This window comes from Citrobacter sp. Cb031 (assembly GCF_030336725.1).
Classification (GTDB): Bacteria; Pseudomonadota; Gammaproteobacteria; order Enterobacterales; family Enterobacteriaceae; genus Citrobacter; species Citrobacter braakii.
On the sequence record NZ_JAOWDA010000033.1, the window covers coordinates 211,986 to 234,920 of the forward strand.

Here is a 22,935-nt window from a genome sequence, read left to right on the forward strand (position 1 = left end):
CGCAATCTTTCGTCGACTGGCGGAAAGAGGATGAGCATGAAAATTTTCCGTTCTGCTGGCGAACCGACCTATTTAAGGTGGTACGCCAGCATTACAGTAGTTCAAAAACAGCCAATTAGCAGTAAAGTTTGCAGAACATCACATTTTTTACCCTATACTGACGGTTTCACTTCCGGCTCATCGGCGACGTCGCCCGTATGCTTACCTTCATCCGTGCCTTGCCAGCCATGGCGTTGAATTAATGATAAGTGCTGACGATCTTCCGCAATAATTTCACTCAGCATTTCGCTGGTGCGTTTATATACCGCCGCGCGGGACGTTGCGTCATTTTCCCCTTTCACCATCTCCTCAACCATCAGCGTGTTGAAGCGGCGGAATACATCGGCCCGCTCACGCGCTTCATAGCGTCCAAGCCCAAGACCTTCCAGTGCCAGACGTCCGGTCTTCAGCGCGCCCTCAAAGGTTTCACGTTCCGGCATCTCCACGCCAGCTTGGCGCAGGCGGATGTAATGATCCACGTCGCGCGCACGGGCAATAATTTGCAGATGCGGGAAATACTGTTTCACCATTTCGGTCAGTTGCAGGCTGGTTTGCGGATCATCAATGGCGTTAATAATAACTTCAGCTTTAGCCGCCCCGGCAGACTCCAGCAGATCCATCCGCGTCGCATCGCCATAGAAAACCTTCATGCCGAATTTACGCAGCGTTTCGATATGGTCCGGGTCATGATCAAGAACCACCATTTTGACCCCGCTCGACAACAACAGACGACCGGTTATCTGACCAAATCGCCCAAACCCGGCGATGATCACCCGAGGTTGTTCCTCGTCGATTTCATCTGCTTCCCGCTCTTCACCGGTCGCCGATTTTTCCAGACGCGTCAGAATTACCAGTAAAATCGGCGTCGCCGCCATCGACAGCGCCACCGCCAGCGTCAGAGATTTCGCCCAATCAGGATCAAGCACGTTTGCCATTTGCGCCGCGCCAAACACCACGAAGGCAAACTCACTGCCCTGCCCTAATAACACGGCAAACCATCTGCGCTGCTTGTTCGGCACCTGTAAGGGTTTCGCTATCAGCCACAGCATGACGGTTTTGATAACCAGGAAACCGACCAACAGAATGATAATGCGCAAGGGATTATCAATCAGCGTACCAAAGTCGATAGACATCCCGACGCCGATGAAAAACAGTCCCAGCAGCAGCCCTTTAAATGGCTCGATATCGCTTTCCAGCGCGTGACGATACTCAGAGCTTGCCAGCAGCACACCGGCCAGGAACGCCCCCATCGCCATCGACAGTCCAACCTCTTCCAACAGCAGACCGAAGCCAAAAACGAGGAACAGCGCAACGGCACTGAATACTTCCCGCAGGCCAGAACGAGCGACAAAACGCAAGGCCGGACGCGTCACATAACGCCCCAGCAACACCACCAGCACCAGGGCGCTCGCCACCTTAAGGGCGGAGAGCGCAAACGCCCCAAGCGTTGTCGATGCGCCGCTCGCCGCAAGTAATGGGATCATCGCCACCAGAGGAATAGCGGCGATATCCTGGAACAACAGCACGGCAAACGCGCTGCGTCCCATTTGCGAAACCATCAGGTTCCGTTCATTCATCGCCTGCATAGCAATAGCCGTGGAGGAAAGCGCCAGCGTCATGCCGATCAGTTCCGCTACCTGCCAGCGCAGGCCGAGGAACATACAGAACAAACCAATCAGACCGCCGCATACCACCATCTGCAGCGCACCACCACCGAACACCGAGGCCCGCAGTTTCCACAAACGTTGCGGATCCAGCTCCAGACCGATGACAAACAGCATCAACACCACGCCAATCTCGGCAAAATGCAGGATTGATTCAGCGTCGGTCACCATCCTCAGCCCCCAGGGTCCAATAATGCACCCTGCGATGAGATACCCCAGCACTGACCCTAGCCCCAGTCGCACGGCAATGGGGACAATCAGCGCCGCCGATCCGAGATAAATCAGCGCCTGTATTAGCGTATGGTTATCCATGATGAACCTCCTGCCACTCCAACAGACGCTGTTTGTAATGACGCGCCTGCGCCTGCAGAGTTTCATCATCACAGATAAACGTACAGTGCATCGCAAACGGCGGCAGCCATTTGAGGCCACAGTAGAGCGCCGTTGCCTGTAAGGGCTGGGAAAGCACATCAAATCCGGGATGGGAGCCAATATCAAAGTGGTTTTCGCCGCCGCCGGTCGTCACTGCCCACAGCAGATGTTTACCGTGGAGCGCAGTCCCGCCGTGGCCATATGCCCAACCGTGCGAAAGGACCTTATCCATCCACAGCTTGAGTAAGGGAGGTGTGCTATACCATTGCATGGGATGCTGCCAGATAATCAAATCAGCGCGCGCCAGCGCATCCTGTTCAGCGGCAATATCGATATTGAAGTCGGGGTAGAGCTGGTAGAGCGAGCGGATCTCCACGCCCTCCAGCATCCTTGCCTGTTCAAGCATCCGCTTATTCGCATGCGAGTGCTGCGGATAGGGATGCGCATAAATGATGAGGATCATGATTAGCCTGTTTCACTGCATTATTGTAATAACAGTGAGTTTAGTCAGTTAATCCGCAGGCTAACAGTCAATATTATTGAGTGGTTGAATGGAGAAAACTGAACTAGTTATCCAGTTCGCTCATATCTTTAACCTGATCGCGGTTAATTTGTTCCGTCTTACCCGTTTGCGCATTTTTGTACGACACCAGGCCTGTATCATCATCGACTTGCGGTTTGCCGTCGGTCACGATTGTTTTGCCATCGGTCGTTTTAACCGCCTGGTTCGAGGAGCAACCGGCAACGGTGAACAGTGCTGCTGCGGTAAAAATAGAGGTGATCAGAATATGTTTTTGCATGGTGTTCTCCCTGCTTTTCAGTCGTTTTCAGTGATATACCCGTTAACTGTAGGCTAACTGACTGAGTTGCAGGGAAAATACAGAACACTCCTAATAACCCGCCCTGGTCACGGGTTTACTGCGGATCGTCATTTGGCTGGTTTGCGCCAGCGTCAGACCTCGCGTTTCCGGGGCGAAAGCGATGGACACGAGCAGGCCGATCAGCGAAATGCCCGCCCCCATCAGCATGACATTACTGATCCCGTATTTGGTGATGAACACCGGCAGCGCCCAGGTTGAAACAATGGTGCCGATACGGCTTAAGGACATAATCACCCCGACGGCAGACGCACGAATATCGGTGGGAAACAGTTCGTTAGGGTATAGCCATTGCAGGTTTCCTGGTCCCCCAGAGAAAAATGCGTATACGGCAAACGCCAGCACCACCAGCCACGCGCCCATATCAGGGATTAACCCCAGCACGGCCAGCGCCAGCGTCATCATAATGAAGCTGCCAATTAACAGCGGTCGTCGGCCCGCGCTATTAAGCCAGAACATGGGAGGAATGCATCCCAACATAAAGCACAAGCTGATTACCACATTTCCCAACGCGGCGCTTTTCCCGGCACCAAGCCCCAGTAGCCCCACAATCTGCGGACCAAAGGTATAAATGGCAAACATCGGGATCACCTGACAAGTCCAGATAGCGGCGACAAACAGTACAAACGGGAAATGACGGCGATTAAATAGCTGAAGAAAGCGCGTCTCCTGCGGCGCTTCTTCGTCGAACACCACCGGTTCGCCGAACAGTTTGATCATCATCTCCTCACACTCTTTCACCCGACCTTTACGCAGCAGCCAGCGCGGCGATTCAGGAAGATCGAAACGCCCAATCAGGATCAAAATGCAGGGGATCACCGCGCTGCCCAACATCCAGCGCCATCCGCCCTCAACATCATACAACCAGTAGCCGACCAGATCGGCACAGGTGGCGCCGACATACCACATAGCGGCGATAAAACCGATGGAGAAAGCGCGCTGGCGGGTATTGGAGAACTCGGTGATCATCGAGGTGGCGATCGGGTAGTCGGCACCAATCACAATGCCGATCAGCACGCGCATTACCAACAACTCAACGGGCGAGGAGACAAACATGGTTGCCGCCGATATCACGCCAATGGCGATAATATCGATAATGAACATTTTGCGCCGCCCGACCTTGTCGGAAATGTAGCCAAACAGCGACGTCCCCACAAACAGACCCGCGAGCGTACCGGCGCCCAGCAGACCAATCCACTGCGCATCCAGTTTCAATGCTGGCGTGAGCTGTTCCAGTGCCACGCCAATCATCACCAGCACATAACCATCCAGAAACGGCCCACCGCTTCCCCACAGCATTATCCGGCGGTGAATAGAGGTGAATTTGATGTCATCAAAGTTCCTGGGCTGCTGCATGGTTATGTCCTGTTTTATTTTAACTTAATGCCTGATGACGTTACGCTTATCAGGCCTACGCATTGTTCCTGTAGGCCGGATAAGGCGAAGCCGCCATCCGGCACCAGGTTTAGCCGTAGCGGAACTCCACGCCAAACGTCCCACGCGGGTATTCCCATTTTTCCAGCGCTGTATCCAGTCCTAGAATGCGGCACGTTCCGCATTCCAGGCATCCGGCATAATCAAAACGTACGCTACCGTCATCCTGCTTTTTATACAGGCCAGCCGGACAGGCCTTAATCAGCACCTCCAGCGCCTGTTTATCAGGATCGGTTTTGAGAATGATATGCGGACTGTCTTCATCCACATTGAACTTATTGACGCCCAGTTTGACGTCCACGTTGACGGGAGATGTCATAATACGGTCACTCCTTTCAGGCCATCTTTCATCAGGTTGATGAAGCCCACTTTCTTCGCATGGCGTAGGATTTTTTTACGCATTGGCACCGGTGCCGAACCATCCACGGTGAACAGGTCGCGCGCAATACTGACCGCCATTTCCGGATAAGCGGTAAACATGCGTGGGTTATCAAGAAAAGCGGGTAGCTTTTGATACATGCGCATATCGCGCATCGGGCCTTCGTCCAGATGCTGACGGTATTCCTCCAGCGACTGCTTGCTAAAATCGTCGCGCTTCATTGCGGAAAGTACCGTTTTCGCCGCCGCTTCACCTGCGGATATGGCGAGATCCATACCGCGAATGGTAAAGCCGAGGTTCATACACATTCCGGCAGCGTCACCAGCAATCAATACGCCGTCCCCCACCAGTTCTGGCTGCATGTTGATACCGGCTTCCGGTACGACGTGCGCGGCATATTCCACCAGCTTGCCACCGGCGATCAGCGGAGCAACCGCCGGATGTTGTTTGAAATCTTCCAGCATTTGCGGAACCGATTTTTTCGCATCTTTCAGATGATGAAGGCCGCAGACCAGTCCCAGAGAAAGGGTCGTTTCATTCGTATAGAGAAAGCCACCACCCATCAACCCATCGGTGGGCGATCCGGCAAACAGACAGGCAGCCCCTTCGTTCCCTTGTAACTGGAAACGATCTTCAATTACCGATTTCGGCAACTCGATCAGCTCTTTTACGCCGACGGCAACATGCGATGCCTCGACGCGCTTTGCCATACCCAACTTTTCAGCCAACAGAGAATTCACTCCGTCGGCAAGGATCACCACTTTGGCTTCCAGAATATCGCCATCGGCTTCCACGCCCACGACTTTGCCCTCGCGCTGCACAACGTTATCCACGCGGATACCGGTGATGAGCTGAGCGCCCGCCTCTTCGGCCTGTTCCATCAGCCAGGCGTCAAATTTACTGCGTAAGACAGAGTAAGAAACCTGCGACGATTTGGCGTCTTCGCCGTTGCAATAGTCGATGGTCATCGCCCCTTTGTCGGTCATAAAGGCGAGTTTTTCGTGGGTGATGATGCGTTCAATGGGGGCCTGCTCAGCAAAACCGGGAATGATATTCTCCAGGCTATGCGCATACATGCGCCCACCGGTGACATTCTTCGCGCCAGCAGAATTGCCGCGCTCGATAACCAGCACCTGTGCGCCCTCCCGAGCCAGCACCAGCGCCGCAACCGAACCCGCCAGACCTGCACCCACGATGATGGCATCAAAGATATCTTCGGACATACGTACTCCTGTCAGCGGCAGGACACCTTCGCATCCTGCCCGAAATGGTTTAACGCGCTAAAGCAGCCGTCAGCGCAGGCAGGATCTTCAGTGCATCGCCAACGATGCCAAAATCCGCATACTGGAAAATCGGCGCATTTTTATCTTTGTTGATGGCGAAAATCGTCTGCGCGCCGTTGGCGCCGACCATATGTTGGATCTGCCCGGAGATCCCCACGGCCAGATACAGTTCCGGCTTGAGCATCAGGTTGGAGATGCCGACGTAGCGTTCGTGTTCCATCCACTTCTCGTTTTCCGCCACCGGACGGGAGCACGCCAGCTCGGCACCAATCGTCTGGCACAGCGCCTCCGCCAGCGAGATATTTTCTTTGCTGCCGATCCCGCGTCCCACGCTAACCACCAGACGGGCTTTGTCGAGGTCGACGCTGTTGCTCTGACGTGCCTGAGTTGCCGTACGAGTAACGGCTACAGCCGGAGCCTGCCATGATACGGTGTGCACCTCGCCGCTGCGGGCGGTATCCGGTTGCTGTGCGTCAAACGTTCCACTGCTGAGCGTTATCACGGCGAACGGCGAAGCGATTGTTTCTGCCCCCATCGCCAGGCCGCCGTAGACCATATGTTTTACCGCCGCTTTTCCATCCTGCACGGCGACTGCACTGGCGTCGTTGGAGACCGCTGCCGACAAGCGAAAACCCAGTTTTGCCGCTAACAGCTTGCCGCGACGCGTATTTGGCAGCAGCACCGCCCCGCCCTCGCTGTGCTGACGAATAGTTTCGGCCATCACATCAGCATAGTCTTCGACCATACGGTCTTCTGGTTTACCGCTGAGTAACCAGACATCATCTGCGCCTAAATGGCATGCCGTCGCGCAGTCCGCTTCACTCAGCACAAACGTGTTAACTTTTTCACCTAAAGCCTGCGCACCATTCATCAGTTCCGGCAGACGAGAAGGGGTATCGCTGAATACCCAGATACTGGAAAATTTGTTCATAACATCCCCTGATAATTAAATGATTTTGCGAAGATTCTCGACAAACGCGGCAATCTGTTCTTCACCGTCACCTTCAATTACAACGCGCTGACGCTCGCGCTGCTTCGGTGCAGCAACGTGTTGTTCGGAATATACCTGCGCGCTGCTCAGGCCAATGTCTGCCGGCGACCAGACCTGAACCGGTTTTTTCGCCGCGCCAAGAATGGCTTTCATGGAAGGGATTTGTGGGGTGTTGATGTCTGTTGAGACCGCGATCACCGCCGGAAGCGGAATGCTCAGAGTTTCGACTTCATCTTCCAGTTCACGCTCTACCGTCAGAGTGCTGTCGGTAAGAGAGAGGATTTTACTCACGCCGTTAATCGCCGGAATGTTCAGCGCTTCGCCCACCAGCAGACCAACCTGCTGAGCATAAAGATCGGAAGAACCGTCACCGCAAATAAGCAGATCGAAACCTGCTTTTTGCGCGGCGGCAGCCAGCGCGCTGGCAGTTTGTTGCGGCAGCGCCTGCTCAAATTGATCGTCAATAACAACAATCAGTTCATCTGGGCCACGGGAAAGCACATCTTTTCGCCCTTTTGCATTGGTCAGCGCTTTGCCGCCGACGCTCATGGCCACAACCTGGGCCTCTCCTGACTGTTGTTTCAACTGACAAGCCGCTTCGATCGCATTCAGATCATACTGGCTTATTTTGCCATCCGCTTTGCTGAAATCGAGTGAGCCATCAGCATTATTAATCGCAATATCCTGTTCATCAGGTACGCATTTGTAGCAAGTAATTATCTTCATTGCATCTCCAGAAATCATGAAGGAAACGTATTTATATCGGCAGTGTTAAATACAGATATCACGCTCTTTAATTCGGAAATAAAACCTTAATCACCAATATTGAAAATGTCACACATTGAAATTCGTAACTTTCAATAGTGTTATGCACCTCACCAATATTGAAAGAATCACGTCAAATATGAAAATTTTCAATATTGTCTGCGGGTTCAACAATATTGAACGCCAGTCACTTAAAAAAGTTAAAAAACCACAACCAACCAATTGATTAAAAACAAAAAAAATCAAATTTTTAAGCGAATTACTCAGCATAAAAAAGTGTGACAGAGATAACAGAACCACCCGATATGAATACTCATTATGGGTTACTCACTGAGGCGCTCCCAGAGGTTAAAAGTTATCAACAAATCATTAATAATAAATAAACAAAAGATCATGCACGGGCACGCTAAATAAGTTTCGTTTTCACACTGGAATTCACTTATGAAAAATGAAAAGAGAAAGTCTGGAATTGAACCGAAGGTTTTTTTTCCGCCATTAATAATAGTTGGGATACTTTGTTGGCTAACTGTAAGAGATCTCGATGCCGCTAACGTCGTTATTAATGCGGTATTCAGTTATGTCACCAATGTCTGGGGCTGGGCATTTGAATGGTATATGGTCGTCATGCTCTTCGGTTGGTTCTGGTTGGTCTTTGGCCCGTATGCCAAAAAGAAATTAGGCGACGAAAAACCAGAGTTTAGTACCACCAGCTGGATTTTTATGATGTTCGCTTCCTGTACATCCGCCGCGGTGCTGTTCTGGGGTTCCATCGAGATCTACTACTACATCTCCACCCCGCCGTTTGCTCTCGCGCCTAACTCTACGGGCGCGAAAGAGCTGGGCCTGGCGTACAGCCTGTTCCACTGGGGACCGTTGCCGTGGGCAACCTACAGTTTCCTTTCTGTGGCTTTCGCCTACTTCTTCTTTGTGCGCAAGATGGACGTCATCCGTCCAAGCTCCACGCTGGTACCGTTAGTGGGCGAGAAGCATGCGAAAGGGCTGTTCGGCACCATCGTCGATAACTTCTATCTGGTGGCGCTGATCTTCGCGATGGGTACCAGCCTCGGTCTGGCCACTCCGCTGGTAACCGAGTGCATGCAGTATCTGTTCGGTATTCCGCATACGCTGCAACTCGACGCAATCATCATTACCTGCTGGATCATATTGAACGCCATTTGCGTGGCCTGCGGCCTGCAAAAAGGGGTTAAGATCGCCAGCGACGTGCGTAGCTATCTGAGCTTCCTGATGCTGGGCTGGGTATTTATCGTCAGCGGCGCCAGCTTCATCATGAACTACTTCACCGACTCCGTCGGCATGCTGTTGATGTATCTGCCGCGCATGCTGTTCTATACCGATGCAATCGGTAAAGGCGGCTTCCCACAGGGCTGGACCGTCTTCTACTGGGCGTGGTGGGTCATTTACGCCATCCAGATGAGTATCTTCCTGGCCCGTATTTCTCGTGGTCGTACCGTCCGTGAACTGTGCTTCGGGATGGTGCTGGGCCTGACCGCATCGACCTGGATCCTGTGGACAGTCCTTGGCAGCAACACGCTGCTGCTGATGGATAAAAACGTTCTCAATATCCCGCAACTGATTGAACAACACGGTGTGGCGCGCGCCATTATCGAAACCTGGGCTGCTCTACCGCTCAGCACCGCCACCATGTGGGGCTTCTTCATCCTCTGCTTTATTGCCACCGTGACGCTGATTAACGCCTGCTCTTACACCCTGGCGATGTCCACCTGTCGTGAAGTCCGCGATGGTGAAGAACCGCCGCTGTTAGTGCGTATCGGCTGGTCCGTTCTGGTCGGCATCATCGGTATCGTTCTGCTGGCGCTGGGTGGGCTGAAGCCGATTCAGACCGCGATTATCGCCGGAGGATGTCCGCTGTTCTTCGTCAACATCATGGTGACGCTGTCCTTTATTAAAGACGCCAAAGTGCACTGGAAAGACAAGTAATTCTTATTAACCCAATTGATCAAGAGGCTGAAAGATGGATTTCAACTTAAATGACGAGCAGGAACTGTTTGTCGCCGGTATTCGTGAACTGATGGCCAGTGAGAACTGGGAAGCTTATTTTGCCGAGTGCGATCGTGACAGCGTCTACCCTGAGCGTTTTGTTAAAGCACTGGCGGATATGGGCATCGATAGCCTGTTGATTCCGGAAGAACACGGTGGACTGGAAGCGGGTTTTGTTACCGTCGCTGCAGTCTGGATGGAACTCGGACGCCTGGGCGCACCAACCTATGTGCTGTACCAGTTACCGGGCGGTTTTAACACGTTCCTGCGTGAAGGGACTCAGGAACAAATCGATAAAATCATGGCGTTCCAGGGAACCGGTAAGCAGATGTGGAACTCTGCCATCACCGAACCGGGAGCGGGATCGGATGTTGGCAGCCTGAAAACCACTTATACACGTAAAAATGGTAAGGTTTATCTTAATGGCAGTAAGTGCTTTATCACCAGTAGCGCCTATACCCCGTACATCGTGGTTATGGCGAGAGATGGTGCATCGCCGGATAAACCTGTTTACACCGAGTGGTTCGTTGACATGAGCAAAGCGGGTATCAAGGTCAACAAGCTGGAGAAACTCGGTCTGCGCATGGATAGCTGCTGTGAAATCACCTTTGACGACGTTGAACTGGACGAGAAAGACATGTTCGGTCGGGAAGGTAATGGTTTCAACCGCGTGAAAGAAGAGTTCGATCATGAACGTTTCCTCGTCGCGCTGACCAACTACGGTACGGCAATGTGCGCTTTTGAAGACGCCGCGCGCTACGCCAATCAGCGCGTGCAGTTTGGCGAAACGATCGGCCGCTTCCAGCTGATTCAGGAGAAGTTCGCGCATATGGCGATCAAACTGAATTCCATGAAAAACATGCTGCTTGAAGCGGCATGGAAAGCGGATAACGGCACCATCACTTCGGGCGATGCGGCAATGTGCAAATACTTCTGCGCCAACGCCGCGTTTGAAGTGGTCGATACCGCCATGCAGGTGCTGGGCGGTGTAGGTATCGCGGGTAACCATCGCATCACGCGTTTCTGGCGCGATCTGCGCGTTGACCGTGTTTCTGGTGGCTCTGATGAAATGCAGATCCTGACGTTGGGTCGTGCGGTACTCAAGCAATACCGCTAATTCAGCACGATTCGTAGGCCGGATAAGGCGTTTACGCCGCCATCCGGCAACATGCCCGGTGGCGCTGCGCCTACCGGGCCTACAAAAAATGCCAGGAGCAAAATTATGAATCATTTACCAATGCCAACCTTTGGCCCACTTGCCGGGGTACGCGTGGTTTTTTCAGGGATCGAAATTGCCGGCCCGTTCGCCGGACAAATGTTCGCCGAATGGGGTGCTGAGGTTATCTGGATTGAAAACGTCGCATGGGCCGATACCATCCGCGTGCAACCTAACTATCCACAGCTCTCACGCCGCAACCTGCACGCCCTGTCGCTGAATATTTTCAAAGATGAAGGCCGGGAAGCGTTTCTGAAGCTCATGGAAACCACCGATATTTTCATTGAAGCCAGTAAAGGCCCGGCCTTTGCTCGCCGCGGCATTACCGATGACGTGCTGTGGGAACATAACCCAAAACTGGTTATCGCCCACCTTTCCGGCTTCGGCCAGTTTGGTACCGAGGAGTACACCAATCTTCCGGCATATAACACCATCGCACAGGCGTTCAGCGGCTATTTGATCCAAAACGGTGATGTTGATCAGCCGATGCCGGCCTTCCCGTACACCGCCGATTACTTCTCCGGGATGACCGCAACGACAGCAGCGCTGGCAGCCCTGCACAAAGTACGCGAAACGGGTAAGGGTGAAAGCATTGATATCGCCATGTACGAAGTGATGCTGCGTATGGGTCAGTACTTCATGATGGACTACTTCAACGGCGGCGAAATTTGTCCACGCATGACCAAAGGCAAAGACCCGTATTACGCTGGCTGCGGTCTCTATAAATGCGCCGATGGCTATATCGTCATGGAGCTGGTCGGCATCACGCAAATCAACGAGTGCTTCAATGATATTGGCCTCGCCCACATTCTTGGCACACCGGAAGTCCCGGAAGGTACCCAGCTTATCCATCGCGTGGAATGCCCTTACGGCCCGCTCGTGGAAGAGAAACTGGACGCCTGGCTGGCAACGCACACCATCGCCGAAGTCCAGGCGCGCTTTGCTGAGCTGAATATCGCCTGCGCGAAGGTACTGACTATTCCTGAACTGGAAGGCAACCCGCAGTACGTTGCCCGTGAATCCATTACTCAGTGGCAAACGATGGACGGCCGCACCTGCAAAGGGCCGAACATCATGCCGAAATTTAAAAACAACCCGGGGAAAATCTGGCGTGGCATGCCGTCACACGGCATGGATACCGCCGCCATTCTGAAAAACATTGGTTATAGCGAAGCAGACATAAATGAGCTGGTCGGCAAAGGCCTGGCCAGAGTTGAGGAATAAACGCGACGCGCTAACCCGCTGGTTGGTTAGCGCTCACGCCTGATTTCAGTGGATAAAGCATTATGGATATCGTTGGCGGACAAAACTTACGTCAGATGTGGGACGACCTGGCCGGGGTGTACGGAGATAAAACGGCGTTAATTTTCGAATCCTGCGAAGGAATCGTTCGGCAGTATAGCTATGCCTCGCTCAATGAAGAGATAAACCGCACGGCGAACCTTTTCCATTCCTTAGGGATCCGCAAGGGCGACAAGGTCGCATTGCATCTGGATAACTGTCCGGAATTTATCTTTTGCTGGTTTGGACTGGCAAAAATTGGCGCCATTATGGTGCCGATTAATGCCCGCTTGCTGGGCGAAGAGAGCGCCTGGATCCTGCAAAACAGCCAGGTGAGCCTGCTGGTCACCAGTGCCGAGTTTTATCCTATGTACCGCCAGATACGGCTGGAAAATACCACTCCGCTAAATCATATCTGTCTGATTGGCGAGCAGCTTCCGGTTGACGACGGCGTGAGCCACTTTACCCAACTGCAAGCCCGCCAGTCGACTAATCTGTGCTATACGCCTGCGTTATCCACTGACGATACGGCGGAAATTCTGTTTACCTCAGGCACCACCTCGCGGCCTAAAGGGGTGGTGATTACCCACTACAACCTGCGCTTTGCGGGCTACTACACCTCCTGGCAAATCGCTCTGCGCGATGATGACGTCTATATGACGGTGATGCCCGCTTTTCATATCGACTGTCAGTGTACGGCTGCCATGGCTGCCTTCTCCGCAGGCAGCACCTTTGTGCTGGTGGAGAAGTACAGCGCCAGGGCGTTCTGGGATCAGGTGCGTAGATATCAGGCGACGGTCACCGAATGCATCCCGATGATGATCAGAACGCTGATGGTCCAACCCGCAGCCCCAACGGACAGACAGCATCACCTACGCGAAGTGATGTTCTATCTCAATTTATCCGAACAGGAAAAAGATGCCTTTATCGACCGCTTTGGCGTCAGACTGCTGACCTCCTACGGTATGACCGAAACCATCGTGGGCATTATTGGCGATCGCCCCGGAGACAAACGGCGCTGGCCCTCTATTGGTCGCGTGGGTTTTAGCTATGAAGCTGAAATCCGTGACGATCACAACCGTCCCCTACCCGCCGGAGAAATTGGCGAAATCTGCATTAAAGGCGTGCCGGGAAAAACAATCTTCAAAGAGTACTACGCGCAACCCGACGCTACTGCCAAAGCGCTGGAACCTGAAGGGTGGTTACATACCGGTGATTCGGGTTACCAGGATGCGGACGGTTTTTTTTATTTCGTCGACAGACGCTGCAACATGATTAAACGCGGTGGGGAAAATGTCTCCTGCGTCGAGCTGGAAAATATTATTTCTGCGCATCCGAAAATTCAGGACATTGTGGTTGTCGGTATTAAAGACTCGATCCGTGATGAAGCCATTAAAGCTTTTATCGTCCTTAATGAGGGTGAAACATTAAGCGAAGCTGAGTTCTTCAGCTTCTGCGAAAACAATATGGCGAAATTCAAGGTTCCTTCTTTTATGGAGATAAGAACCGACCTGCCGCGCAATTGTTCAGGAAAAATAATCAAAAAAAATCTGAAATAACCCTTCCGGTCGGAATTCCTCCGGCCGGGAAACCTAATTATCTGGAGATGAACTATGAGTGAATCATTACATCTGACCCGTAACGGCCCGATCCTGGAAATTACCCTTGACCGGCCTAAAGCCAATGCCATTGACGCTAAAACCAGCTTTGCAATGGGGGAAGCTTTTCTTAATTTTCGTGATGACCCGGAATTACGCGTAGCAATTATCACCGGCGGCGGAGAGAAATTCTTTTCTGCGGGCTGGGACTTAAAAGCGGCGGCCGAAGGTGAAGCGCCAGATGCCGATTTTGGCCCAGGCGGCTTCGCCGGTTTAACCGAAATTTTCGACCTCGATAAGCCGGTCATCGCCGCGGTAAACGGCTACGCGTTTGGCGGCGGTTTTGAGCTGGCGCTGGCGGCGGATTTTATCGTCTGTGCGGAAAATGCCAGCTTCGCGCTGCCGGAAGCAAAACTCGGGATCGTGCCTGACAGCGGCGGCGTACTGCGTTTACCTAAACTGCTGCCACCGGCAATCGTTAACGAAATGGTGATGACCGGCAGACGAATGAGCGCCGAAGAAGCACTGCGCTGGGGCATCGTCAACCGCGTTGTCAGCCAGAGCGAACTGATGGATAGCGCGCGCGAACTGGCGCAGCAGTTGGTGAATAGCGCCCCGCTGGCTATCGCCGCGCTGAAAGAGATTTACCGTGCAACCAGCGAAATGCCGGTGGAAGAAGGCTACCGGTACATCCGCAGCGGTGTGCTGAAGCACTATCCATCGGTGCTGCACTCGGAAGATGCGCTCGAAGGACCACAGGCATTTGCGGAAAAACGCGATCCGGTATGGAAAGGTCGTTAATGTGCCTATGCCGGATAAGGTATTTACCCCGCAATCCGGCATTAAAACCGAGATAAGACAATGAGCTATTACGCCTTTGAGGGCCTGATTCCGGTGGTTCATCCGGATGCCTATGTCCATCCCAGCGCTGTGCTGATTGGCGATGTCATTGTAAGGGCCGGGGTTTATATTGGTCCACACGCCTCATTGCGCGGTGACTATGGTCGCCTGATTCTGGAAGCCGGTTCTAACCTGCAGGATAGCTGCATTATGCACGGCTACTGCGACACCGACACTATCGTGCATGAGAATGGACACATCGGCCATGGCGCAATCCTGCACGGCTGCGTGGTGGGCAGAGATGCACTGATTGGCATGAACAGCGTGATTATGGACGGTGCGGTGATTGGCGAAGAGAGCATTGTCGCTGCCATGAGCTTTGTCAAAGCCGGATTTCAGGGAGAGGCAAGGCAGATGCTGGTTGGTTCACCGGTTCGCGTGCTGCGTGAAGTCACGGACCAGGAGCTGGACTGGAAACGGCTGAACACCAAAGAGTATCAGGACCTTGCAATCCGCTGCCAAACAGGACTACACGAAACCTTGCCATTAACGCAGGTCGAAAAAAACCGACCGCGCCTGAAAGGCACGACGGACGTAAAGCCAAAATCAGCACGGTAACTTATGCCGGAGAAGCGCTCACGCCTATCCGGCAAATCACCATTATCGACGCATGCTCTTGGAGAGCATCATCTGCCATTTCTGCTCACGGTTAAGCTCTGTTGGGGGAACCGCTGGCAGTCGCGGCGTTTTCGCCACACTCACCTTTTTTTCCTGCAAATTGTGATTCAAGCGTCTGTAGAGATGAGAATCAATACTGATGACTTTCACCAAACGCTGGCACTGGCAGCCGCGGCCTGCAATTTGATTAGGGATCATCTTAACTTCACAAACAATTTCTCCCACTTCCGACAGAATATAAGAGAGCGTATTAATTGCTTTGCAGTGTTCAATATCAAAATGGCGGGAAATTTCCTTTGCTGTGATCCAACGATCTTCAGCCATCATCCAGTCAGCAATTAACAAATAAAGCGGTCTTTCAACATATTTTTCACACATAAGCACACCATTTCACAAATTAAAAATCTGGCTACGGCCTGTCCAAATTAATAAAAACTAAGCCATATTAAAATTGTGGATATAATGGATAGTATGCGACTTGAATGTTGATTAGTGTGAGCAACATCGTGCTTATTACATTGAAAATGTGGTTATGAAAGCACGGTTGGCCAGGAATGACCTTATGAGAGATAAAAAAAGGATTTCTTTACAGAAACCCTTTCCCAATTATATTGCAGGCCCGGTTAGCGCAATTATCACCGGGCCTTTTTTTTATGACTTTTTGATCTGCGCGTGCATTTCCTGAACCGAGGTCACCTTCTCGGTAGCATCGGCATTCAGCGCCATCGCCGTTGCGAAACCGCCGTTCAGGGTGGTGTCATAATGCACTTTGTACTGCAGTGCGCTGCGGCGAATCAGCTTGGAGTCTTCAATAGCCTGACGGCCTTCGGTAGTGTTGATGATGTAAGTGTACTCGCCATTCTTGATACGGTCCTGAATGTGCGGACGGCCTTCATGCACCTTGTTCACCAGACGTGGATTGATACCGGCTTCGCCCAGCACAATCGCGGTGCCGTGCGTCGCATCCAACTCGAAACCAAACTTCAGCAGCTTCGCCGCCAGGTCAACCACGCGCTCTTTATCGCCTTCGCGAACGGAGAGCAGCGCACGCCCCTGTTTTTTCATGGTGGAGCTGCTGCCGAGCTGTGCCTTGGCGAACGCTTCCGCGAAGGTACGGCCCACGCCCATCACCTCACCAGTAGAGCGCATTTCTGGCCCTAACAGCGGATCAACGCCCGGGAACTTGTTGAACGGCAGCACCACTTCTTTTACCGAGTAGTACGGCGGGATAACTTCTTTGGTGACGCCCTGCTGTGCCAGCGTTTTCCCGACCATCACGCGCGCTGCAACTTTCGCCAACGGTACGCCCGTTGCCTTGGAGACGAACGGAACGGTACGCGCCGCACGCGGGTTCACTTCAATCAGGTAAACTTCGTTATTCTTCACCGCAAACTGGACGTTCATCAGACCGCGAACCTGCAGTTCGAAGGCCAGTTTCTGCACCTGCTGGCGCATCACATCCTGAATTTCCTGGCTCAGGGTATACGCAGGCAGAGAACATGCGGAGTCACCGGAGTGCACGCCCGCCTGTTCGATGTGCTCCATAATACCGCCAATCAGCACCATTTCGCCGTCGCAGATGGCGTCCACGTCCACTTCAACCGCGTCATCAAGGAAACGGTCCAGCAGTACCGGCGCATCGTTAGAAACGCTGACCGCGGTCTGGAAGTAGCGACGCAGGTCGGCTTCGTCGTAGACGATTTCCATCGCGCGGCCGCCGAGAACGTAGGACGGACGCACCACCAGCGGGTAACCAATCTCTTTCGCCTTCTCAACCGCCATTTCAATGGCGGTCACGGTGGCGTTCGCCGGTTGTTTCAGCTTCAGACGGTCAACCGCCTGCTGGAAGCGTTCACGGTCTTCCGCACGGTCGATAGCATCCGGGCTGGTGCCGATAACCGGCACGCCTGCCGCTTCCAGCGCGCGCGCCAGCTTCAGCGGAGTCTGGCCGCCGTACTGCACGATAACGCCTTTCGGCTTCTCGATGCGCACGATTTCCAGCACGTCTTCCAGCGTTACCGGCTCGAAGTACAGACGGTCGGAGGTATCGTAGTCGGTAGAAACGGTTTCTGGGTTACAGTTGACCATGATGGTCTCGTAACCGTCTTCGCGCAGCGCCAGCGAGGCGTGTACGCAGCAGTAGTCAAATTCAATGCCCTGACCGATACGGTTTGGACCACCGCCCAGCACCATAATCTTGTCACGATCCTGAGTTGGATTCGCTTCGCACTCGTCTTCATAAGTGGAGTACATGTAAGCGGTGTCGGTGGCAAATTCTGCCGCGCAGGTATCCACGCGCTTGTAGACCGGGTGCAGGTTATATTGGTCACGCAGCTTGCGGATTTCCGCTTCGCGTACGCCGGCCAGTTTCGCCAGACGCGCATCGGCGAAACCTTTGCGCTTCAGTACGCGCAAGAAGTCAGCGTCGAGGCCGTTGATGCCAAGGTCTGTGACTTTTTCTTCCAGGCGCACCAGTTCTTCAATCTGCACCAGGAACCAGCGGTCGATGTTGGTCAGGTTGAACACGCCATCGACGGACAGGCCAGCACGGAAAGCATCGGCGATGTACCAGATACGCTCGGCGCCTGCGTCTTTCAGCTCGCGGCGGATTTTGGTCAGCGCTTCCGGGTCATCCAGACTTACTTTCGGGTCGAAGCCGGTCGCGCCCACTTCCAGACCGCGCAGCGCTTTTTGCAGAGACTCCTGCTGGGTGCGGCCAATCGCCATCACTTCACCGACAGATTTCATCTGGGTGGTCAGACGGTCGTTAGCGCCAACAAATTTCTCGAAGTTGAAGCGTGGAATTTTCGTCACAACGTAGTCGATGGACGGCTCAAACGAAGCCGGAGTCCGCCCGCCGGTGATGTCGTTCATCAGTTCGTCGAGGGTGTAACCTACCGCCAGCTTGGCTGCGACTTTAGCAATCGGGAAGCCGGTTGCTTTGGACGCCAGAGCCGAGGAGCGTGAGACGCGCGGGTTCATCTCGATAACAATCAGACGACCGTTTTTCGGGTTTACCGCAAACTGGACGTTAGAACCACCGGTTTCAACGCCGATTTCACGCAGTACCGCCATCGAGGCGTTACGCATGATTTGATATTCTTTGTCGGTCAGCGTCTGGGCTGGCGCAACGGTGATGGAGTCACCGGTATGGATGCCCATCGCGTCGAAGTTTTCGATGGAGCAGACGATGATGCAGTTGTCGTTTTTATCACGTACCACTTCCATCTCGTACTCTTTCCAGCCAATCAGCGATTCATCAATCAGCAGTTCGTTGGTTGGGGAAAGATCCAGACCGCGTTCGCAAATTTCTTCAAACTCTTCGCGGTTGTAGGCGATACCGCCGCCGGTGCCACCCATGGTGAAAGACGGACGGATAATGCACGGGAAGCCGACGTCAGCGGCAACCGCCAGCGCTTCTTCCATGGTGTGAGCGATGCCTGAACGTGCGGTATCGAGACCGATTTTTTTCATCGCAATGTCGAAGCGACGACGGTCTTCCGCTTTATCAATGGCATCCGCCGTCGCGCCAATCATGGTCACACCGAACTCAGCCAGTACGCCCTGACGTTCCAGCTCCAGCGCACAGTTCAGCGCCGTCTGACCGCCCATGGTTGGCAGCACCGCATCCGGGCGCTCTTTCTCAATGATTTTGCGTACCACTTCCCAGTGAATCGGCTCGATGTAGGTGGCATCGGCCATTTCCGGGTCGGTCATGATGGTCGCCGGGTTGGAGTTCACCAGAATAACGCGGTAACCCTCTTCACGCAGGGCTTTACACGCCTGCGCGCCGGAATAGTCAAACTCACACGCCTGACCGATAACGATCGGACCCGCGCCCAGAATCAGGATACTTTTTATGTCTGTACGTTTTGGCATGGCTCTTTTACTCCTGATTATTTCGCGGACTGACGGTATTGCTCAATTAACTCGATAAAGTGGTCGAACAGCGGCGCAGCGTCGTGTGGACCTGGGCTTGCTTCAGGGTGCCCCTGGAAGCTGAACGCCGGTTTGTCGGTACGATGAATCCCCTGCAGGGTGCCGTCGAACAGCGACTTGTGGGTCACGCGCAGGTTGGCAGGCATGGAGGCCTCATCGACCGCAAAACCGTGGTTCTGAGCGGTGATCATCACGGTGTTGTTATCAATATCTTTTACCGGATGGTTGCCGCCATGGTGGCCAAACTTCATCTTAATGGTCTTCGCACCGCTTGCCAGCGCCAGCAGTTGATGGCCGAGGCAGATGCCAAATACCGGAATATCGGTTTCGAGGAATTTCTGAATCGCGGTAATCGCGTAGTCGCACGGCGCCGGATCGCCAGGGCCGTTGGACAGGAAGATACCGTCCGGATTCATCTTCAGAACATCTTCAGCAGAGGTTTTCGCCGGCACAACCGTCAGGCGGCAGCCGCGATCCGCTAACATACGCAGAATGTTACGTTTAGCGCCGAAATCGTAGGCCACTACGTGGAACGGCAGTTCATCGGCAGATTTAGCTTCCGGCAGGTCACCGGCCAGCGTCCAGCTACCTTGCGTCCAGCTATAAGGCTCCGCGGTGGTCACTTCTTTCGCCAGATCCATGCCGTTCAGACCCGGGAAGGCTTTCGCTTTTTCCAGCGCCAGCGCCGCATCCGGGTTATCACCCGCGATAATGCAGCCGTTCTGTGCGCCCTTTTCACGCAGCAAACGCGTCAGCTTACGGGTATCGATATCGGCAATTGCCACAATATTATTGCGTTTGAGGTAAGAAGAGAGGTCTTCGGTATCGCGGAAGTTGCTGGCAATCAGCGGCAGGTCGCGGATGACCAGGCCTTGCGCATGTACTTGAGAAGATTCTGCATCGGCTTCATTGGTGCCGACATTACCGATATGAGGATAAGTAAGAGTGACGATTTGGCGGGAATAGGAAGGATCAGTGAGGATTTCTTGATAACCGGTCATTGAAGTATTGAAAACGACTTCCCCAACCGCCGAACCTGTTGCCCCTATGGCCCGACCGTGAAACTGGGTTCCGTCTTCCAGAACCAATAGCGCTGACTTAATCAAAACACCCTCCAGAGAATATTCACTCACTTTATTTGCATATTAATTCATTAACACCTCATGAATCAATGCAAATTTGCTTACCTATGGATTTCTGGCAAACGGCGGCATTCTAGAGATAGCCCACGTAAAAGTCTACCCAAAAGGGCATTTTTTATTATTATTTTACGCCACTGGGATAAAACACACGATTTAACAGGCAAAAAGATCAGCTAACTTGGGGTAGAAAACGCTTGCGGAAGATAAAGAGTGTAAAAACAGGAAGCGCGATAGATAAAAGTGGACCATTTGGTCAAAATTTACATTGAAATAACAAAATAACCCTGAAAAACACCAACAAACAGGCCATTAAATAAAAAATCAAATTAAAAAGCGAAAAAATAAAAGGGCAATAAAATATTGCCCTATGTAATCAAATATTTATGATTACAATAACCACATCACGAAGGGTAATAAAAGTTATAAACTGCGTAAATCAAGCACATCTTTCATATCAAAAAGACCATTTGACTTTGATTTCAGCCAAATTGCCGATCGTACTGCGCCATTGGCAAAGGTCATGCGGCTGGAGGCTTTATGCGTGATCTCAATGCGCTCGCCAATATCGGCAAACATCGCGGTATGCTCACCAACGATATCTCCCGCCCGCACCGTGGCAAAACCGATCGTACCGGGTACGCGCTCACCGGTGTAACCTTCACGCGAATAGACGGCACACTCTTTTAAATCTTTATCCAGCGCCCCGGCAATCGCCTCCCCCATCGCCAGCGCAGTGCCTGACGGCGCATCCACTTTATGACGGTGATGGGCTTCAATAATCTCAATATCGGTGTAATCACCCATCACTTTCGCCGCCTTCTCCAGCAGCTTAAGCATGACGTTAACGCCAACGCTAAAGTTCGCCGCGAAAACGATAGCAATGTCCTGCGCAGCATCACGAATAGCCTCTTTGCCCGCGTCATCAAAGCCGGTGGTACCAATCACCATCCCTTTACCGTGCTGGCGGCAAAACGCCAGATGCGCCAGCGTGCCTTCGGGGCGAGTAAAATCGATGAAAACATCAAAATCATCTTTCACCGCCTCAAGACTACTTTGCACGGTAACGCCCGTTTTACCGGCTCCCGCTAACTCTCCGGCATCGCTTCCCAGCAAAGAAGAACCTTCGCGCTCCAGCGCCGCGCCGAGCTGTACGCCATCCATGCCAAGAGTGGCCTGAATCAACTGACGCCCCATGCGCCCTCCGGCTCCCGCGATGGCAACGCGGATTTGTGCATCATGCATAGCTATTCTCTTTTGTTAATTTTACGTAAATCGTTTTCAGATTAACCAGCACATCGCTGCGCCGCCAGCCGAAAACGTCGATAATTAGAATTTAATGATAAACAGGGAGAGATATCAGTAAAAGGCATGACGATCAGCAAAAACCACATGATTCTCTGACCACCAGCGCAGGTGGCAGAATAATGCGTTTCGGAGGTTCGTCATTTCCCTGAATGCGACTATAAAGTAGCTCCCCAGCCTTGCGACCTATCTCTTTTGCGGCCACCGACACGGTGGTGAGCGCAGGTTGTACCAGCGCCGCTTCGGTGATGTCATCGAACCCCACCAGCGCAAAATCGCGCCCTGGTTCACGCCCCATTTTACGTAATGCCTGCATAACCCCAAGCGCCACAATATCCTGATAACAAACGGCGGCGGTAATTTCCGGGAACCGCATAAGAAGCGACTCTGCCACTTTTGCGCCGTCAATCTGGCTGGCCTGCGTCGCCACTATCCATTGCGGATTCGGCGATATTCCCTGCTCCAGCAACGTGCTGGTGAATCCACCGATACGCTGTGCCCGGCTCCCGGAACTTGGGCTACCACCGATAAACGCAATATTCTTATGCCCCATTTTGACTAAATGGGTGGTGGCCATTTGCGTACCGAGAAAGTTGTCGGTTCCCACAAAATCAAAATCAGGGTCGCTAAGAGGGCGGACCACCATGATGGCGGGAATATTGCGCCTTTTCAGCGCCTCGAAGAAGGAGGTCGGTGTTTCGCGCGCCGCGCAGAGCACCATGCCGCAGGCATTATTGCGCATCAACGAGTCGACAAATTTTTGCTGCCGCTCCCCTGACTCTTCACTGTTTGCCAGAAACAGAAGCAGGTCATGCCGCTCCATCTCATGGCTTAACCCTGCAGTCATCTCACCGTAAAAAGGGTTAGTGATATCGTGTAACAACAATCCGACCTGATTACTGCTCCGGTTACGCAGGTTAGCGGCGGTTTGATTATAAACGTAGCCGGCATCGTCCAGCGCTTTGAGCACCCTGTCACGTGTGGCCTGAGAAATGCGCCCCCGGTTACGCAACACCATTGAAACGGTTGCCGTGGAGACTCCCGCGCGTTCAGCAACCTGCGCCAGCGTGACTGTAGTCATGACCTCTCCTGTTTATTTCGAAGGTTAATCGAAT

At 52.9% G+C, this 22,935-nt stretch carries 19 protein-coding genes; 6 read left to right on the forward strand and 13 right to left on the reverse strand.

The genetic code is table 11. The features are described 5' to 3' along the window. Nucleotides 1-152: 152 nt before the first annotated feature. The 8 genes from kefC to OGV93_RS14715 all read right to left on the reverse strand — a co-directional run bounded on the left by kefC (nt 153) and on the right by OGV93_RS14715 (nt 7,766). Complete coding sequence (kefC, locus tag OGV93_RS14680) at nt 153-2,015, reverse strand: glutathione-regulated potassium-efflux system protein KefC (RefSeq protein WP_094760780.1); 1,863 nt, start codon at nt 2,013-2,015, stop codon at nt 153-155. Then, on the reverse strand, nt 2,008-2,538 hold the full coding sequence (gene kefF / locus OGV93_RS14685; protein WP_016151660.1) for a glutathione-regulated potassium-efflux system oxidoreductase KefF: 531 nt from the start codon (nt 2,536-2,538) through the stop codon (nt 2,008-2,010). Before kefF ends, kefC begins: the two co-directional genes overlap by 8 nt. A gap of 103 nt (nt 2,539-2,641) precedes the next feature. After that, on the reverse strand, nt 2,642-2,875 hold the full coding sequence (locus tag OGV93_RS14690; protein WP_003018880.1) for a YgdI/YgdR family lipoprotein: 234 nt from the start codon (nt 2,873-2,875) through the stop codon (nt 2,642-2,644). Nucleotides 2,876-2,965: 90 nt separating this feature from the next. Further along, nucleotides 2,966-4,309: an MFS transporter gene (locus tag OGV93_RS14695; RefSeq protein WP_019078353.1), complete on the reverse strand. Its 1,344-nt coding sequence runs from the start codon at nt 4,307-4,309 to the stop codon at nt 2,966-2,968. 109 nt (nt 4,310-4,418) lie between these two features. Continuing rightward, nucleotides 4,419-4,706 (reverse strand): ferredoxin-like protein FixX, encoded by a 288-nt coding sequence (fixX, locus tag OGV93_RS14700; protein WP_000203736.1) that lies wholly within the window; start codon nt 4,704-4,706, stop codon nt 4,419-4,421. Further along, nucleotides 4,703-5,989 (reverse strand): FAD-dependent oxidoreductase, encoded by a 1,287-nt coding sequence (locus OGV93_RS14705; protein WP_016151658.1) that lies wholly within the window; start codon nt 5,987-5,989, stop codon nt 4,703-4,705. The genes fixX and OGV93_RS14705 overlap by 4 nt, the downstream gene beginning before the upstream one ends. A gap of 49 nt (nt 5,990-6,038) precedes the next feature. Beyond that, a complete protein-coding gene (locus OGV93_RS14710; protein ID WP_047498330.1) occupies nt 6,039-6,980 on the reverse strand; it encodes an electron transfer flavoprotein subunit alpha/FixB family protein in 942 nt (313 codons plus the stop codon). A gap of 15 nt (nt 6,981-6,995) precedes the next feature. Next, on the reverse strand, nt 6,996-7,766 hold the full coding sequence (locus tag OGV93_RS14715; RefSeq protein ID WP_103766841.1) for an electron transfer flavoprotein FixA: 771 nt from the start codon (nt 7,764-7,766) through the stop codon (nt 6,996-6,998). A gap of 480 nt (nt 7,767-8,246) precedes the next feature. On the opposite strand from OGV93_RS14715, the gene caiT reads away from it, so the two are divergent. From caiT to caiE, 6 genes are all read left to right on the forward strand, one after another. After that, a complete protein-coding gene (gene caiT, locus OGV93_RS14720) occupies nt 8,247-9,764 on the forward strand; it encodes an L-carnitine/gamma-butyrobetaine antiporter (RefSeq protein WP_016151655.1) in 1,518 nt (505 codons plus the stop codon). 34 nt (nt 9,765-9,798) lie between these two features. After that, nucleotides 9,799-10,941, forward strand: coding sequence for a crotonobetainyl-CoA dehydrogenase (caiA, locus tag OGV93_RS14725; protein ID WP_003018898.1), 1,143 nt, complete (start codon nt 9,799-9,801; stop codon nt 10,939-10,941). A 105-nt stretch (nt 10,942-11,046) separates the two neighbouring features. Beyond that, nucleotides 11,047-12,264: an L-carnitine CoA-transferase gene (caiB, locus tag OGV93_RS14730; RefSeq protein WP_016155668.1), complete on the forward strand. Its 1,218-nt coding sequence runs from the start codon at nt 11,047-11,049 to the stop codon at nt 12,262-12,264. A gap of 62 nt (nt 12,265-12,326) precedes the next feature. Then, complete coding sequence (gene caiC / locus OGV93_RS14735; protein WP_094760785.1) at nt 12,327-13,880, forward strand: crotonobetaine/carnitine-CoA ligase; 1,554 nt, start codon at nt 12,327-12,329, stop codon at nt 13,878-13,880. A 54-nt stretch (nt 13,881-13,934) separates the two neighbouring features. After that, on the forward strand, nt 13,935-14,720 hold the full coding sequence (caiD, locus tag OGV93_RS14740; protein ID WP_000004376.1) for a crotonobetainyl-CoA hydratase: 786 nt from the start codon (nt 13,935-13,937) through the stop codon (nt 14,718-14,720). A gap of 60 nt (nt 14,721-14,780) precedes the next feature. Beyond that, nucleotides 14,781-15,377 (forward strand): carnitine operon protein CaiE, encoded by a 597-nt coding sequence (gene caiE / locus OGV93_RS14745; protein ID WP_284201930.1) that lies wholly within the window; start codon nt 14,781-14,783, stop codon nt 15,375-15,377. A 42-nt stretch (nt 15,378-15,419) separates the two neighbouring features. Here the strand turns inward: caiE and caiF are convergent, their stop codons facing one another. The 5 genes from caiF to OGV93_RS14770 all read right to left on the reverse strand — a co-directional run bounded on the left by caiF (nt 15,420) and on the right by OGV93_RS14770 (nt 22,901). Further along, nucleotides 15,420-15,815 (reverse strand): carnitine metabolism transcriptional regulator CaiF, encoded by a 396-nt coding sequence (gene caiF, locus OGV93_RS14750; protein ID WP_016151651.1) that lies wholly within the window; start codon nt 15,813-15,815, stop codon nt 15,420-15,422. A gap of 273 nt (nt 15,816-16,088) precedes the next feature. After that, nucleotides 16,089-19,316, reverse strand: a complete 3,228-nt coding sequence (gene carB, locus OGV93_RS14755) for a carbamoyl-phosphate synthase large subunit (protein ID WP_016151650.1) — start codon at nt 19,314-19,316, stop codon at nt 16,089-16,091. A gap of 17 nt (nt 19,317-19,333) precedes the next feature. Continuing rightward, nucleotides 19,334-20,482 (reverse strand): glutamine-hydrolyzing carbamoyl-phosphate synthase small subunit, encoded by a 1,149-nt coding sequence (gene carA / locus OGV93_RS14760; protein ID WP_095715619.1) that lies wholly within the window; start codon nt 20,480-20,482, stop codon nt 19,334-19,336. A 456-nt stretch (nt 20,483-20,938) separates the two neighbouring features. Then, nucleotides 20,939-21,760 (reverse strand): 4-hydroxy-tetrahydrodipicolinate reductase, encoded by an 822-nt coding sequence (dapB, locus tag OGV93_RS14765; protein WP_287109645.1) that lies wholly within the window; start codon nt 21,758-21,760, stop codon nt 20,939-20,941. Nucleotides 21,761-21,893: 133 nt separating this feature from the next. Next, nucleotides 21,894-22,901: a LacI family DNA-binding transcriptional regulator gene (locus tag OGV93_RS14770; RefSeq protein ID WP_046276033.1), complete on the reverse strand. Its 1,008-nt coding sequence runs from the start codon at nt 22,899-22,901 to the stop codon at nt 21,894-21,896. Between the last annotated feature and the right edge of the window lie 34 nt (nt 22,902-22,935).

Coding starts and splice junctions, on each gene's coding strand:
- kefC (WP_094760780.1), bottom strand. CDS start 2,015: ATGGATAACCATACGCTAATACAGGCGCTGATTTATCTCGGATCGGCG.
- kefF (WP_016151660.1), bottom strand. CDS start 2,538: ATGATCCTCATCATTTATGCGCATCCCTATCCGCAGCACTCGCATGCG.
- OGV93_RS14690 (WP_003018880.1), bottom strand. CDS start 2,875: ATGCAAAAACATATTCTGATCACCTCTATTTTTACCGCAGCAGCACTG.
- OGV93_RS14695 (WP_019078353.1), bottom strand. CDS start 4,309: ATGCAGCAGCCCAGGAACTTTGATGACATCAAATTCACCTCTATTCAC.
- fixX (WP_000203736.1), bottom strand. CDS start 4,706: ATGACATCTCCCGTCAACGTGGACGTCAAACTGGGCGTCAATAAGTTC.
- OGV93_RS14705 (WP_016151658.1), bottom strand. CDS start 5,989: ATGTCCGAAGATATCTTTGATGCCATCATCGTGGGTGCAGGTCTGGCG.
- OGV93_RS14710 (WP_047498330.1), bottom strand. CDS start 6,980: ATGAACAAATTTTCCAGTATCTGGGTATTCAGCGATACCCCTTCTCGT.
- OGV93_RS14715 (WP_103766841.1), bottom strand. CDS start 7,766: ATGAAGATAATTACTTGCTACAAATGCGTACCTGATGAACAGGATATT.
- caiT (WP_016151655.1), top strand. CDS start 8,247: ATGAAAAATGAAAAGAGAAAGTCTGGAATTGAACCGAAGGTTTTTTTT.
- caiA (WP_003018898.1), top strand. CDS start 9,799: ATGGATTTCAACTTAAATGACGAGCAGGAACTGTTTGTCGCCGGTATT.
- caiB (WP_016155668.1), top strand. CDS start 11,047: ATGAATCATTTACCAATGCCAACCTTTGGCCCACTTGCCGGGGTACGC.
- caiC (WP_094760785.1), top strand. CDS start 12,327: ATGGATATCGTTGGCGGACAAAACTTACGTCAGATGTGGGACGACCTG.
- caiD (WP_000004376.1), top strand. CDS start 13,935: ATGAGTGAATCATTACATCTGACCCGTAACGGCCCGATCCTGGAAATT.
- caiE (WP_284201930.1), top strand. CDS start 14,781: ATGAGCTATTACGCCTTTGAGGGCCTGATTCCGGTGGTTCATCCGGAT.
- caiF (WP_016151651.1), bottom strand. CDS start 15,815: ATGTGTGAAAAATATGTTGAAAGACCGCTTTATTTGTTAATTGCTGAC.
- carB (WP_016151650.1), bottom strand. CDS start 19,316: ATGCCAAAACGTACAGACATAAAAAGTATCCTGATTCTGGGCGCGGGT.
- dapB (WP_287109645.1), bottom strand. CDS start 21,760: ATGCATGATGCACAAATCCGCGTTGCCATCGCGGGAGCCGGAGGGCGC.
- OGV93_RS14770 (WP_046276033.1), bottom strand. CDS start 22,901: ATGACTACAGTCACGCTGGCGCAGGTTGCTGAACGCGCGGGAGTCTCC.